The organism is Microlunatus sagamiharensis, assembly GCF_900105785.1.
Taxonomy (GTDB): domain Bacteria; phylum Actinomycetota; class Actinomycetes; order Propionibacteriales; family Propionibacteriaceae; genus Microlunatus; species Microlunatus sagamiharensis.
Genome location: NZ_LT629799.1, coordinates 250,316 through 264,314, shown reverse-complemented (window position 1 = coordinate 264,314; position 13,999 = coordinate 250,316). Strand labels below are relative to the sequence as shown.

Sequence of the window (13,999 nt, the reverse complement as noted above, 5' to 3'; positions counted from 1 at the left end):
GCCTTCCGGCCCGCGATTCGCGCCGCAACCTACCGCTCGCGGGACGAGGGGTGGGGGCGATGGGAGCGGAGCTCACTTCTCGTACGGCACGCCGTCGGCGGCGGGAGGTCGTACGCGTCCGACCAGGCCGGCGACGGCGATGATCGTCGCGATGTAGGGCAGCACGAGCAGCAGCTGGCTGGGCATCGGCGTGCTCAGCGTCTGCAGCTGCGAGGCCATCTGGGTGACGAAGCCGAAGAACAGGCACATGACCGTCGCCAGCACGGGCCGCCAGCGGCCCATGATCAGCGCGGCGAGGGCGATGAAGCCGTTGCCGACCGTGAACTCCTTGGTGAACTGGCCCGTCGAGGCCAGCGTGAAGAACGAGCCGCCGAGCCCGGCCAGCACGCCTCCCGCCAGGACGGCCGACCAGCGGATGCCCCGGACGCTGATGCCGACCGTGTCCGCCGCCTGCGGGTGCTCCCCCACCGAGCGGACGCGCAGGCCCCAGGTGGTGCGGTAGAGCAGGACCCACACGACGACCACCGCGATGATCGCGAGGTAGGCGAGGACGTTCTGGTCGAAGAGCACGCGGCCGAAGAACGGGATCGACGACAGCCCGGGGATGGCGATCGTGTCGAGCACCGGGGCGTTGTTGTACGTCGACGCCGCGGGCTGCACGAGCTGGTCGAAGAGGAAGCCGGTGACGCCGACGGCCAGCAGGTTGAGCACGACGCCGAGGACGACCTGGTTGACCAGGTAGTTGATCGAGAAGAGGGCGAGCAGCGCGGCCATGACCACGCCGGCCACGACGGCGGCGACGATCGCGGCAGGCACCGACTGAGTGATGCTGCCGACGACGGCCGCGGCGAAGGCGGCGGCGAGGAACTGGCCCTCGATGCTGACGTTGACCACGCCCGCGCGCTCGCAGAGGACGCCGCAGAGGGCGCCGAAGACGAGCGGGGTGGCGAGCGAGAGCGTCCCGGCGAACTGGTTGCTCACCGGGAAGGGCAGGTCGCGCCCGGCGGCGGCCCAGGTGAGGAAGCCGACGACCACGGCGAGCCCGGCCACGGTCGCGGCGAGCGCGGCCCACCGGCCGTGCACCCGCCCGCTGAGGAAGGAGGCGGCGGCGACCAGGCAGAGCACCGCGCAGACGGCGACGGTCGGCAGGCCCGGCAGCGGGATCGTCCCGAGCTGGACCTCGTCGAAGGCGTCGGAGAGCGCGAAGCGGGCCACGCCGGTCGTCGAGCCGAGGGCGACGAGCAGCAGCAGGCCGACGACGGCGATGAGCACGCCGGTCGACAGTCGTTGTCGGCGGCGCTCCGGCGACTCGACGGTCTCGGCCGTGGCCGGGACGACCGCGTCCGTCCGCGGGGCCGGCTCGAGCGAGGAGGTGCTGCTCACGAGGCGAGGCCTCCCTGCGGGACCGGCCCGGACGTGTGGGCCTTGCGGGTGCGGACGAACGGGACCAGCCGGGTGACCAGGGCGGGCGCGGCGACGAAGAGCACGATCAGCGCCTGCAGCGCGGTGGTCAGGGTCAGCGGCGTCTGCGCGACGCTCTGCATGGCCAGGCCGCCGGCGTGCAGGGCCCCGAACAGCAGCCCGGCGAGCACGGTGCCCAGCGGCGTCGAGCGGCCGAGCAGGGCGACGGTGATGGCGTCGAAGCCGATCGAGCCGACGATGCCGGCCGATAGCGGCACGGGCAGCCCGGACGCGGACGGGCCGAGCGCGGCCTGCACGCCCGCGAGCCCGGCGAGCGCCCCGGCGAGCGCCATCGTGATGATCGTCGTGCGGGCCACGCTCATGCCCGCGGTCGCGGCGGCGTGCGGGTTGGCCCCGACGGCGCGGATCGCGAAGCCCGTGGTCGAGCGCTCGAGCAGCCACCACACCACCACGGCGGCGAGCAGCGCGACGACGAAGCCGAGGTGGAGCTGCGTGCCGGCCACGCGCGGGAAGGTGGCGTTCCAGTCGACGATCGGCGAGATCGGGTCGGTGCGGCCCGGGCGCTGGAAGGCGGTCGTCGTGAGCAGGTACGCCAGCAGCCCGGCCGCGACGTAGTTGAGCATGATCGTGACGATCACCTCGTGGGCGCCCGCGACGGCCTTGAGCCAGCCGACCAGCCCGCCCCAGAGCGCGCCGCCGACCAGACCGGCGACGACCGCCACGAGCAGGTGGACGCCGGGCGGCAGGTGGAGGCTGAAGCCCACCCACGCGGCGAAGAGCGCGCCGAGGATCGCCTGGCCCTGCGCGCCGATGTTGAACAGCCCCGCGCGGAAGGCCAGCGCGACGCCGAGCCCGGCGCAGATCAGCGGCGCGGCCTGCGCGGTGGTCTCGGTGATCGGGCCGATGCCGCCGAGCGACCCGGCGAGCAGCGCGCCGTACGCGCCCCCGACCTTGTCGAGCGAGGCGGTGACGGCGTCCGAGGGCCGGGCGAAGAAGTAGGTGAACTTCGTGCGGACGTCGGTGTCGGAGACGATCATCAGCACCGCCCCGACCAGGAACGCCAGCACGAAGGCGATCACCGTCGTGACGACGTCGGTCCAGGGGAAGCGCCGGGCGGGCCGGCGCCGCTCCGGGGCGCTCGTGCCCGGGCCGACCGGGCTGGTCGGGCTAGTCGGCGGGGTCGTGGCCGTGCTCACGTCAGGTCCTTCCCGGCCGGGGCCTGGGCCCCGGCGGCGTCGGCGGCCGCGAGGGCCTCCTCGACGGGCACGCCCGCCATCATCAGCCCGAGCGCCTCGCGCGAGGTGTCGGGCGGCACGACACCGACCACGCGGCCGCGGTACATGACGGCGACGCGGTCGGCGAGCGCCGCGACCTCGTCCAGCTCGGTCGAGACGATGAGCACGGCGGTCCCGCGGTCGCGCTCGCCGACCAGGCGCTTGTGCAGGAACTCGATGGCCCCGACGTCGACGCCGCGCGTGGGCTGGCTCGCGACCAGCGCCGCGAGCGGGCGCGACAGCTCGCGGGCGAGCACGACCTTCTGCTGGTTGCCGCCCGACAGCGCGCTGACCGGGGTGTCGATCCCCTGCGTACGGATGTCGAACTCCCCCACCCGCTCGTCGGCGTTGCCGCGGATGCGGGAGAGGTCGAGCCGGATGCCCTTCGCGTACGGGGCCTCGTCGAAGTGGTTGAGCACGAGGTTCTCCGCGACGGTGAAGCTGCCGACGAAGCCGTCGTGCTGACGGTCCTCGGGCACGAAGCCCAGGCCCGCGTCGATGATCTCCTTGGGCGAGCGCCCGCTGATCGTCGCGCCGTCGAGGGTGATCGAGCCCGCCGTGACGCCGAGGGTGCCGAGCAGGGCGTCGGCGAGCTCGCTCTGGCCGTTGCCCTGCACGCCCGCGACGCAGACGATCTCGCCGCCGTGCACGTCGAGGTCGAGGTCCTCGACGACGACCTGGCCGGCGGCGTTGGCCACCGACACCCCGCGCAGGGCGAGGCGGGGGGTGGCGCTGGGCGTGGGCGGTTCCTTGTCCACGACGAGGTTGACCGCACGGCCCACCATGAGCTCGGCCAGGCGCCCCTCGGGCTCGCCGGGGTCGGCCGTGCCGACGACCGCGCCCCGGCGGATGACCGTGATCCGGTCGGCGATCTCGCGGACCTCGCGCAGCTTGTGCGTGATGAAGACGACGGCCTTGCCCTCGTCGCGCAGCGAGCGCATGACGGCCATGAGCTCGTCGATCTCCTGCGGCGTCAGCACCGCGGTCGGCTCGTCGAAGATCAGGAACCGGGCGTCGTTGGCGAGCGCCTTGAGGATCTCGACGCGCTGCTGCACCCCGACCGGGAGCTCCTCCACGACCGCGTCCGGGTCGACGTCGAAGCGGTAGCGCTCCGACAGCCGGCGGACGGTCCGGCGGGCCTTGCGCATGCTCAGCAGGCCGGCGCTGCCCTCGCGGCCGAGGACGAGGTTCTCCGCGACGGAGAAGACCTCGACCAGCATGAAGTGCTGGTGGACCATGCCGATCCCGTCGGCGATGGCCTCCTTCGGGTTGCGGATCGTCACCGGCGCGCCGTCGACGAAGATCTGGCCCTCGTCCGGGCTGAGCAGCCCGTAGAGGACGTTCATCAGCGTCGACTTGCCGGCCCCGTTCTCCCCGAGCAGGCAGTGGATCTCGCCCGGGAGGATGTCGAGGTCGATCGAGTCGTTGGCGACCAGCGAGCCGAAGCGCTTGGTGATGCCCCGCAGCGCCAGCCCCGTGGGGGGCGGCGCTGCGGGGTCGGTCCCGGGTCCCGGGGCCTCCGTGGTGCGGGAGGTCACCTCAGGAGGTCGGCTGCGACTTGGACTCGATGGTGATCTTGCCCGAGATGATGTCGGCCTTCAGGGCGTCGACCTCGGACTTCAGCTCGGCCGGGACCTTGCCGTCGAAGTCGTGGTACGGGGCGAGCCCGGTGCCGCCGTTCTCCAGCGTGCCGACGTACGGGCTGTTGTCGAACGACCCGTCCTTGGCGGCCTTGATCGCGTCGGTCACGGAGACGTCGAGGCCCTTGGTGACGCTGGTGATGATGTTGGAGCAGTAGGTCTCCGCGCTCACGCAGCCGTCGGTGTCGACCCAGATCGCGTTGACCTTGCCGCCGCTCGCCTTGGCCGCCTGCAGCGCGCCGAGGCCCGCCGGGCCGGCGACCGGGAGGATGATGTCGGCGCCCTGGCTGACGAGGCCCTGGGCGACGCGCTGGCCGCCCTTCTGGTCCTCGAAGCTGCCGACGAACTGGCCGTCCTGCTTGGCCTCGTCCCAGCCGAGCACCGAGACGCTCTTGCTCTTCTGCTTGTTGTAGTACTCGACGCCCTGGGCGAAGCCGTCCATGAAGATCGTGACGGTCGGGAACTTCTGCCCGCCGAACGTGCCGACCTTGCCGGTCTGGCTCATGCCCGCCGCGACGTAGCCGGCGAGGAAGCTCGACTGCGCGGTGTTGAAGACCAGCGGCTTGAGGTTCTTGGCCGCCGGGTAGTTCTCCGGGTCGTTGTTGTCGACGATCGCGTACTTGATGCTCGGGTTGGCCTTGGCCGAGGCGAGGGTGTCGTCGCTCAGCGCGAACCCGACGGTGACGATGATGCTGCACTTGGCGTCGACCATCGACTGCACGTTCTTGGCGTAGTCGGCCGCGGCGTTCGACTCGACCTGGCCGGTCTCGATGCCGAGCTCGGTCTTGGCGTCGGTGAGGCCCTTGTACGCCGTCTGGTTGAACGACTTGTCGTCGAAGCCGCCGGAGTCGGAGACCATGCAGGCCTTGAAGCCGCTCGAGTCGGCGGCGGCGGAGGACGCCCCACCGCTCGCCGGGGCCGACGAGCCGGCGTCGGTGCCGGGCGCCTGCGCGCAGCCAGCCAGGGCCAGGGCGGCGGACGTCGCGAGCGCGCCCACCAGGGTCAGGGTCTTCTTCACGGAACGGTCTCCTCGTTCGGGTCTGCGTGTCACGCTCGTCAAGAGATCGTGCGGCCCAGCAGGGCCGCGGCGAGGAAACCTCGCGCCGCCAGGGGTCGCCCGGCGCAGAGCACTCTAGTGCCTGCCCACCCCCCGACCTCGAATCCTGAGGGTCACCATCGCGTTACGACGGGGCGCGGACTCTCCCGTCCGGCTCAGGCCGGGCTGCCGACCGGCGCCGGAACCGTGCTCGCGACGTCGGCGAGCACCTTGAGGCCGACGTCGATGCAGCTCTCGTCGACGCGGAAGCTCGGGTGGTGGATGTCGGGCCAGGAGGCGCTGCCGGGGGTCCGCACCCCGAGGCGGGCCATCGCGCCGGGCACCTGCTGGAGCATCCAGGAGAAGTCCTCGCCGCCGAGCGACTGCTCGGTCGCGGTGACGCCGACGGGGCCGAGCATCGCCTCCCCGGCGGCGGTGAGCCGGTCGACACCGGACTGCGTGTTCACCGCCGGCGGGGTGCCCTCGTTGATGGTCACCCGGGCCTCGACGCCGAAGGGCGCGACGATCTGGGTGATGACCTCGGGCAGGAGCGCCATCGCCTGCTCCCAGCCGTCGGTGGTCAGGGCGCGCAGCGTGCCGAGCACCTGCCCGCTGCTGGGGATGGCGTTCGGCGCCGAGCCGGCGGTGATCCGGCCCCACATCATCGAGACGCCGCTGCGCGGGTCGACGCGGCGGGAGAAGACGAGCTGGGTCTGCGTCACCAGGGTGCCGAGCGCGGCCACGACGTCCTGCGTGAGGTGCGGCCGGGAGGTGTGGCCGCCACCGCCGGTGAGGATCACGCTGACCTGGCTCACCGCGGAGGTGACAGGGCCGGTCTTGAGGGCGATCTGCCCCGCGTCGGTGCGCGGGTCGCAGTGCAGCGCGTACACCTCGGAGACGTCGGTGAGCACGCCGCCGTCGATGGCGTCGACCGCACCGCCGGGGCTGGTCTCCTCCGCGGGCTGGAAGATCAGCCGCACGCCGCGGCGCAGCAGGCCGTCCTCGCGCAGCCGGGCGAGGACCATGCCCACGCCGAGCACGATGGTCGTGTGCACGTCGTGGCCGCAGGCGTGCGCGACGCCGGGGACCTTCGAGGCGAAGTCGACCGCGCTGCCGTCCGGGATCGGGAGGGCGTCGAGGTCGGCGCGCAGGCCCACGAGGCCGGCGCCGCTGTCACCGTCGTCGCCCGCGTCGCCGTACGGCAGGACGTCGCACCAGGCGCCGGTGCCGATGGGCAGGACCTTGGCCACCAGGCCGCACGACTCGAGCGCCTCGACGACCTTGGCGGTCGTGCGGTGCTCGGCGTTGCCGACCTCGGGGTGCGCGTGCACGTCGCGGCGGAAGGCGATCAGACGCTCGTGCAGGTCGTCGACCTCGGCGACGATCCGGGCGCGGCGCAGGTGGTCGTCGACGGGTGCAGACATCGCCGTCCAGTCTCGCACGCGGTCCCCCAGCCGGCGGGCCCGCTCGCGTGACGACCCTGTGACGGTTCCGGGAGGGCGCAGCGGCGGTTAGGGTTGCCTAACCTCAAGCCACGGGAGGGCTCATGGGCTACTACGACGTCTACCACCGCGCCGAGGTCGTTGCGACGCGACGGCTGACGCCGCACCTGCTGCGCGTCGATCTCGGCGGTGAGGGCCTGCGGGGCTGGTCGAGCAGCGGGCTGCCCGACGAGCGGCTCGTGCTCGTGCTGCCCGCGCCGGGCGCGGACGCCGTCGTCGAGCCCACGACGATGCCGGACGGCACGCAGGACTACCCCGACCCCGACGACCAGCCGCCGATGCGCAGCTACACCGTGCGCGCCTGGGACCCGGAGCGCCTGCTCATGAGCATCGAGTTCGTGGTGCACGAGGGCGGGGTCGCCTCGACCTGGGCCCAGGCCGCACGCCCGGGTGACGTGATCTACCTGACCGAGGCGATGGGCTGGTGCAAGCCGCCCGCCGACGCCCCGTGGCGGCTCCTCGCCGCCGACCTGACCGGCCTGCCCGCCCTCGCCCGCGCGGTCGAGGAGCTGCCCCCGGGCACCCGCGCCCACGCGGTCGTCGAGGTCCCGGGCGAGGACGACCGCATCGAGGTCGCCACGGCCGGGCGGGTGACGTGGACCTGGCTCGTGGGCTCGGGCAACGACGTCGGCCCGAGCCGGCTGCCCGAGGCGGTCGAGCACTTCGAGGCCCCCGAGGGGCAGGGCTACGTCTGGTTCGCCGGAGAGGCGGCGGCCTCGCGCGCGGTCCGCAAGCACCTGCGCCACGTCCGCCGCTGGCCGAGCACCCACTGCTGCACGCTCGGCTACTGGCGCGTCGACTCCGAGCGCTGGGACGCCCGCTACGCCGAGGTCGCCCCGACCATCGAGTCCGTCTACACCGAGGCCGTCGCCGCCGGCGTCAGCTCCGACGAGGCCCTCGAGCTCTACGACGAGGCCCTGGAGCGCGCGGGGCTGTAGGCGCGTCGAGGGGCAGGCCCGCAGGCGCTCCCGGAGCTCGTCGTCAGAAGCGCTCGGAGGGGCGGTGGACGCCCCAGACGTCGCGGAGGGCGTCGCAGACCTCGCCGACGGTGGCCCGCAGGGCGAGCGCGCGCTTCATGGGCGGGAGGACGTTGTCGGTCCCCCGCGCCGCCGAGCGCAGCTGCTCGAGCGCGGCCTGGACGCGGACGTTGTCACGACCCTCGCGCATCCGGGCGACGCGCGCGGCCTGCGCGGCCTCGAGCGCCGGGTCGACGCGGAGCGGCTCGTAGGGCTCCTCCTCGTCGAGGACGAAGCGGTTGATCCCGACCACCACGCGCTCGCCCGCGTCGATCTCACGCTGGACGTCGTACGCCGACGACTCGATCTCGCCCTTCTGGTAGCCCTGCTCGATCGCGGCGACCGCGCCGCCGCGCTGCTCCACCGCCTCCATCAGCGCGAGCGCCGCGGCCTCCACGTCGTCGGTCAGCGACTCGACGACGTAGGAGCCGGCGAACGGGTCGACCGTCTTGGTCAGGTCGGTCTCGTGGGCCAGCACCTGCTGGGTGCGCAGCGCGAGCCGCGCGGCCTTCGGCGTGGGCAGGGCGATCGCCTCGTCGTAGGAGTTGGTGTGCAGCGACTGCGTGCCGCCGAGCACCGCGCCGAGCGCCTGGACGGCGACGCGGACGAGGTTGACCTCCGGCTGCTGCGCCGTGAGCTGCACGCCCGCGGTCTGGGTGTGGAAGCGCAGCATCAGCGACCGGGGGTTCTCGGCACCGAAGCGCTCGCGCATGACGTGCGCCCAGATCCGCCGCGCGGCTCGGAACTTGGCCACCTCCTCGAGCAGCGTCGTCCGCGCGACGAAGAAGAACGACAGCCGCGGCGCGAGCTGGTCCACGTCGAGCCCGGCGGCCAGCGCCGCCTCCACGTACGCGATCCCGTTGGCCAGGGTGAAGGCGATCTCCTGCGCGGGCGTCGCCCCGGCCTCGGCCATGTGGTAGCCCGAGATCGAGATCGTGTTCCAGCGCGGCAGCGCCTGCGCGCAGTAGGCGAAGGTGTCGCCCACCAGGCGCAGCGACGCCTGCGGCGGGTAGATGTAGGTGCCCCGGGCGATGTACTCCTTGAGCACGTCGTTCTGGATCGTGCCCGTCAGCAGCGCAGGGTCGATGCCGTTCTCCTCGGCCACCAGCTGGTAGAGCAGGAGGAGCACCGCGGCGGGGGCGTTGATGGTCATCGACGTCGACACCTGGGCCAGGTCGATGCCCGCGAACAGCACCCGCATGTCGTCGACGGAGTCGATCGCCACGCCGACCTTGCCCACCTCTCCGGCGGCGAGCGCTGCGTCGGAGTCCATGCCCATCTGCGTGGGCAGGTCGAAGGCGACCGAGAGCCCGGCGCTGCCGTGCCCGATCAGCTCGAGGTAGCGCGCGTTGGACTCCGCGGCGGTGCCGAAGCCCGCGTACTGCCGGGTCGTCCAGGGCCGCGTCGTGTACATCCCGGGGTGCACGCCGCGGGTGAAGGGGAACGCCCCCGGCTCGCCGAGCGCGGCGTCCGGGTCGAAGCCCGCGGGCTCGCCGGGGCCGTAGACGTCGGCGAACGGCGTGCCCGACTCGGTCTGTCCGCTCACCGGTGCATGGTCCCACCGCCACTGAGCCGCGCGCGGGCGAGGTGTCTCGTCGCGGGCCGGCGGCGCTTGCCCGGGCTGACAGCATGTGCGCCGTGGAGATCGCTCTGGAGATCCTGGCCCTCGTGGCGGTGGTCATCGCCGTGAGCGGGCTGGCCGACAAGATCAAGGTCTCCGCCCCGCTGCTGCTGCTCGTCGTCGGGGTCGGGGCGTCGTACATCCCGTTCATCGACGAGCCCGTGCTCAGCAGCGAGGTCGTGCTCCTGGGCTTCCTGCCGCCGCTGCTCTACTCGGCGGCGATCCGGACCTCGATCCTCGACTTCCGGCACAACCTGCGCCCGATCGCGTACCTGTCGGTCCTGCTCGTCCTCATCACCGCGCTCGGCGTCGCCCTCGTCACCTGGGCGCTGCTGCCGGTGAGCTTCGCCGTCGCCCTGGCCCTCGGCGCCGTCGTCGCGCCGCCGGACGCGGTGGCCGCGACCTCGATCGCCCGCCGGATCGGCCTGCCGCGACAGGTCGTGACGATCCTGGAGGGCGAGTCGCTGGTCAACGACGCGACGGCCATCACCTGCCTGCGCGTGGCCCTGGCCGCCATCGCCGTGGGCCAGTTCTCCGCCTTCGACGCGGGCGTCGGCTTCCTGATCGCCCTGGTCGGTGGCGTCGCGGTGGGCCTGGCCGTGGGGCTGCTCGCGGTGCTGATCAGGCGCCGGGTGCGCAACGCCGTCTACGACACCGCCATCTCGTTCATGGTCCCGTTCGCGGCCTACCTGCCCGCCGAGGAGATCGGCTACCACGAGCTGCACGGGTCCGGCGTGATCGCCGTCGTCACCGCCGGCCTGCTGCTCGGGCACAAGAGCCAGGTCATCCAGACGGGTCAGAGCCGGCTGAACGAACGGATCAACTGGAGCACCATCCAGTTCCTGCTGGAGAACACCGTCTTCCTGCTCATCGGCCTCCAGGCGCGCCGGATCGTGGCCGCGCTGGCGGAGTCGCCGCTGTCGGGGGGTCAGATCGCGGGCCTGTGCGTCGCCGTCTTCGTCACCGTGATCGTGCTGCGGATGGTGTGGGTCTTCCTGATGAGGATCTCGCTGTTCCGTCGGCACCGCGACGAGGGCGAGGAGGTCGAGGTCCCCTGGCAGGCCACGCTGGTCGTCGGCTGGGCCGGCCTGCGCGGCGTCGTCACGCTGGCGACCGTGCTGCTGATCCCGCCGGAGGTCGAGTCGCGGGAGGTGCTGATCTTCGCGGCCATGGTCGTCACCTTCGGGACGCTGCTGCTGCAGGGGCTGACCCTGCCGCCGCTCGTCCGGGCGCTCAAGCTGCGCGCGCCGGACGCGCGCTCCGACGCCCTCCAGGCGGCCACCGTGCTGACCACGTCGACGACGGCGGCGCTCAAGGCCCTGGACGACCTGAGCGGGTCCGACGACAACCCCGACGCGGTCGAGCGGGTGCGGGACCGGATCTCGTCGGGGCCCGAGCGCCTCTGGGAGCGCCTCGGCGACCACAGCAACGGCGAGACCCCGGCCGAGACCTACCGCCGGCTGCGGCTGGAGACCCTCCAGGTGCAGCGCGACGCGGTGCTCAAGGTCCGCTCCAACGGCACGGTCGACCACGAGGTCGTCGAGGAGGTGCTCGACTCCTTCGACATCGAGGAGTCGATGCTCACCATCGCCACCGACCGGGCCGACCGCATCGACCAGATCAACTCCGACGTCCGGACGCCGGTCGACCCCATCGGCCCCTGCCAGCACCTCGCCGACGCACCGCCCGAGGTCGAGCCGGACGGCGACGGCCGCTGCCTCGACTGCGTCCGGGAGGGCCTCACGCCGGTCCACCTGCGCATCTGCCTGGAGTGCGGCAACGTCGGCTGCTGCGACAGCTCGGTCGGCCGGCACGCCGACAAGCACTTCCACTCCACCCACCACCCCGTGATGCGCTCCTTCGAGCCCGGCGAGGACTGGCGCTGGTGCTACAAGGACGAGCGCCTCGGGTAGGTCGTCGCGCCTGGTGGACATGGGTACGCGCGGTGCTCAGCCCGACGTCGGAGCCGTGAGGTCGTCCTCGGCCACGGTGGGGGGCGCCCCGGACGGAGCACCGCCGGCGGTGCCCACGTCCCGGGCGCCGGGCGCGAGGTAGAGCACCGCCACCGCCCCGAGCAGCAGGCCGGCCCCGACGAGCGTGGCCACGCCCACCGGCTCGCCGAGCACGCCCACCGCGAGCACGGCCGCGGTCAGCGGTTCGACCAGGGTCAGCACCGCGGCCACGCTGCTCGGCGTACCGCGCAGGCCGCGGTTGAAGAGCACGTACGCCACGGCGGTCGCGAGCGCGCCCATCGCCCCGATCCCGGCCCAGGCCGCCCAGAGCGGGAGCGGCGGGTCGGCGGGGACGACCGCCGGTCCCGCCAGCAGGGCGAAGGGCGCCAGGCAGGCGGCGCCGACGACCGAGGTCAGCGTGGTCATGGCGACGGCGGGCGTGTGCTGGGCGAGGTGGCGCCCGAGGACCGTGCTGCCGCCGTAGACGGCGCCGGAACCGACCGCCGCCAGCACCCCGAGCCCCTGCTGCGGGCCGGCCGGTCCGCCGTGCCCGCCGGCGACGAGCACCAGGCCGGCGACCGCCACCACCAGGACGGCGCCCTGCCGCACCCCGGGCGCGCGGCGCCCGCGCAGCGCCTCCCACAGCGACGCCACCACGGGTGCGGTGCCGAGGCTGACCATCGTCGCGACGTTGACGCCCGCGGTGGTGACCGAGAGGAAGTACAGGCCCTGGTAGGCGGCCAGCGCCGCCCCGGCCAGGGCGAGCGGGCCCGGGTCCCGGCGGGCGGCGACGAGCACGGTCCTGAACCGCGGCAGCGCGATGAGGAGCATCACCGCCGCCGACACGGCCAGGCGCCAGAAGCTGATCTCGAGCGGGCCGAGCCCGGTCGAGCGGTGCACCAGGGCGGCGACGACCCCGGCGGTCCCCCAGAGCACCGCGGCCGCGGTGATCTGGGCGAGCCCGAGGCGTCCGGCACCGGCCCGCGCCGGCGTGCGGGAGGCGACGGCTGCGCTCATGCTGACGTCCTCGGGCGGCTCACTCGGGGCGGGGGTGAACTCGCCGCCGTCGAGGAGGTGCGCCACGAAGCGGGCGGCGCGGCGGCCGTCGAGCTCGGTCACCTTCAGCTCGACGCGCACCGGGTCGGCCTCGTCGTCGTCGTTGCGGCGGCCCTCGGCCACCACGACGTCGCCCACCGCGGGCAGCTGCCCGAGACGCGCCATGAAGAAGCCGGCCAGGGTGTCGTACGGGCCGTCCTCGAGCCCGAGGCCGGTGAGGTCCTCGAACTCCTCCACCGTCGTCAGCCCGTCCAGGCTCAGGTCGCCCCGGATGCCCGGGCGCTCGGCCTCCACGACGTCGTACTCGTCGGTGATGTCCCCGACGAGCTCCTCGACGAGGTCCTCCATCGTCACGATGCCCGCGGTGCCGCCGTACTCGTCGACGACGATCGCGAGGTGCGAGCGGTCGCGCCGCATCTCCGACAGCGCGTGGAGCACCCGCACCGTGTCGGGCATGCGGACCACCGGGCGCACGATCTCCGACAGCCGCGTGCCGCTGCTGCTGACGTCGGGGTCGAGCAGGTCGCGCACGTGCACGAAGCCGAGGATGTCGTCGGCCGACTCCCCCGTGACGGGGTAGCGCGAGTGCGGCGAGCGCGCCAGCTCGCGCACGGCGCGGTGGGCCGGCATGTCGCCGGAGAGGAAGTCGACCTCGGTGCGCGGCAGCATCACCTCGCGCAGGTTGCGGTCGCCGGCGTCGAAGACGTCGTCCACGATCCGCCGCTCCTCGGCGCCGAGCGTCGTCGAGCCGCTGACCAGCGCGCGGATCTCCTCGTCGCTGACCTCCTCGCGCCCCGCGGTCGGGTCCCCGCCGAGGAGCTTGACGAGGAGGTTCGTCGACGCGCCCAGCAGCCAGATCACCGGGCGCAGCACCTTGGCGACGACGTCGACCATCGGGGCCAGCGCCAGGGCGAAGGCCTCGGTGCGCTGCAGCGCGAGCCGCTTGGCCGTGAGCTCCCCGACCACGATCGAGACGTAGGAGATGAGGATCGTGATGACGACCAACGAGATGGTCCCGGCGACGTCGGGGTCGAGGCCGAACCAGCGCACCAGCAGCGGTGAGACGGACTCCTCCAGCGTCGCGCCGCCGAACGCCGCGCTGAGGAAGCCGGTGAGGGTCACCCCGATCTGCACGGCGGAGAGGAAGCGGTTCGGGTTGTCGTTGAGCCGCGCGACCGCCTGGCCGCGGCGTCCCTGGTGCGCCATCTGCTTGACCTGGCTGTCGCGCAGGGACACCAGCGACATCTCGGCGGCGACGAACACCGAGCCGACCAGGATCAGGACGAGGACGACGAGGACGTCGGACAGGGTGGAGCTCATGCGGTGCTGCTCGAGGGCGCTCGGTGGGTCGGGCGTCTGGTCACGGGCTTCGCAGTGCTCCTGTCGGGTGGATCGGGCCACGTCCATGGTGACCCATCTGCGGGTGCAACGCGCGGGTCCGCGCGGTCGATGCCGTTCACGAGAAGTTCGTCGTCGCGTC

General features: G+C 73.2%; 8 protein-coding genes and 2 pseudogenes. 2 read left to right on the top strand and 8 right to left on the bottom strand.

Annotated elements, in window-relative coordinates; all coding sequences use genetic code 11:
- Nucleotides 1-72: 72 nt before the first annotated feature.
- From BLU42_RS01160 to BLU42_RS01140, 5 genes are all read right to left on the bottom strand, one after another.
- Nucleotides 73-1,383 (bottom strand): ABC transporter permease, encoded by a 1,311-nt coding sequence (locus tag BLU42_RS01160; RefSeq protein ID WP_091072563.1) that lies wholly within the window; start codon nucleotides 1,381-1,383, stop codon nucleotides 73-75.
- Nucleotides 1,380-2,618 carry an ABC transporter permease gene (locus tag BLU42_RS01155; RefSeq protein WP_407940240.1) on the bottom strand — a complete coding sequence of 413 codons (1,239 nt, stop codon included), beginning with the start codon at nucleotides 2,616-2,618 and terminating at the stop codon, nucleotides 1,380-1,382. Before BLU42_RS01155 ends, BLU42_RS01160 begins: the two co-directional genes overlap by 4 nt.
- A complete protein-coding gene (locus BLU42_RS01150; RefSeq protein ID WP_091072559.1) occupies nucleotides 2,615-4,234 on the bottom strand; it encodes an ABC transporter ATP-binding protein in 1,620 nt (539 codons plus the stop codon). Before BLU42_RS01150 ends, BLU42_RS01155 begins: the two co-directional genes overlap by 4 nt.
- 1 nt (nucleotide 4,235) lies before the next feature.
- Nucleotides 4,236-5,354, bottom strand: coding sequence for a BMP family lipoprotein (locus BLU42_RS01145; RefSeq protein WP_172825724.1), 1,119 nt, complete (start codon nucleotides 5,352-5,354; stop codon nucleotides 4,236-4,238).
- A 194-nt stretch (nucleotides 5,355-5,548) separates the two neighbouring features.
- The gene (locus tag BLU42_RS01140; protein ID WP_091072557.1) at nucleotides 5,549-6,796 is read right to left on the bottom strand and encodes an amidohydrolase; all 1,248 of its coding nucleotides are present in this window, start codon (nucleotides 6,794-6,796) and stop codon (nucleotides 5,549-5,551) included.
- 122 nt (nucleotides 6,797-6,918) lie between these two features.
- Between BLU42_RS01140 and BLU42_RS01135 the strand changes: the two genes are divergently transcribed.
- Nucleotides 6,919-7,812, top strand: a complete 894-nt coding sequence (locus tag BLU42_RS01135; protein WP_091072552.1) for a siderophore-interacting protein — start codon at nucleotides 6,919-6,921, stop codon at nucleotides 7,810-7,812.
- A gap of 43 nt (nucleotides 7,813-7,855) precedes the next feature.
- Here the strand turns inward: BLU42_RS01135 and BLU42_RS01130 are convergent, their stop codons facing one another.
- Nucleotides 7,856-9,436: an acyl-CoA mutase large subunit family protein gene (locus BLU42_RS01130; RefSeq protein ID WP_091072548.1), complete on the bottom strand. Its 1,581-nt coding sequence runs from the start codon at nucleotides 9,434-9,436 to the stop codon at nucleotides 7,856-7,858.
- An 83-nt stretch (nucleotides 9,437-9,519) separates the two neighbouring features.
- Here BLU42_RS01130 and BLU42_RS01125 point away from each other — a divergent pair, with 83 nt between their 5' ends.
- Nucleotides 9,520-11,424: a Na+/H+ antiporter gene (locus tag BLU42_RS01125; protein ID WP_197680567.1), complete on the top strand. Its 1,905-nt coding sequence runs from the start codon at nucleotides 9,520-9,522 to the stop codon at nucleotides 11,422-11,424.
- A 36-nt stretch (nucleotides 11,425-11,460) separates the two neighbouring features.
- On the opposite strand, the pseudogene BLU42_RS21235 reads toward BLU42_RS01125, so the two are convergent.
- Together BLU42_RS21235 and BLU42_RS21230 are read right to left on the bottom strand one after the other, a co-directional pair.
- Nucleotides 11,461-12,366 (bottom strand): annotated as a pseudogene (locus tag BLU42_RS21235) (DMT family transporter); the annotation flags it as partial.
- Nucleotides 12,367-12,471: 105 nt separating this feature from the next.
- Nucleotides 12,472-13,839 (bottom strand): annotated as a pseudogene (locus BLU42_RS21230) (hemolysin family protein); the annotation flags it as partial.
- Nucleotides 13,840-13,999 lie beyond the last annotated feature (160 nt).

Excerpts from the sequence above, each read along its gene's own strand:
- BLU42_RS01140 (WP_091072557.1), bottom strand. The coding sequence starts at position 6,796 with ATGTCTGCACCCGTCGACGACCACCTGCGCCGCGCCCGGATCGTCGCC.
- BLU42_RS01135 (WP_091072552.1), top strand. The coding sequence starts at position 6,919 with ATGGGCTACTACGACGTCTACCACCGCGCCGAGGTCGTTGCGACGCGA.
- BLU42_RS01125 (WP_197680567.1), top strand. The coding sequence starts at position 9,520 with ATGTGCGCCGTGGAGATCGCTCTGGAGATCCTGGCCCTCGTGGCGGTG.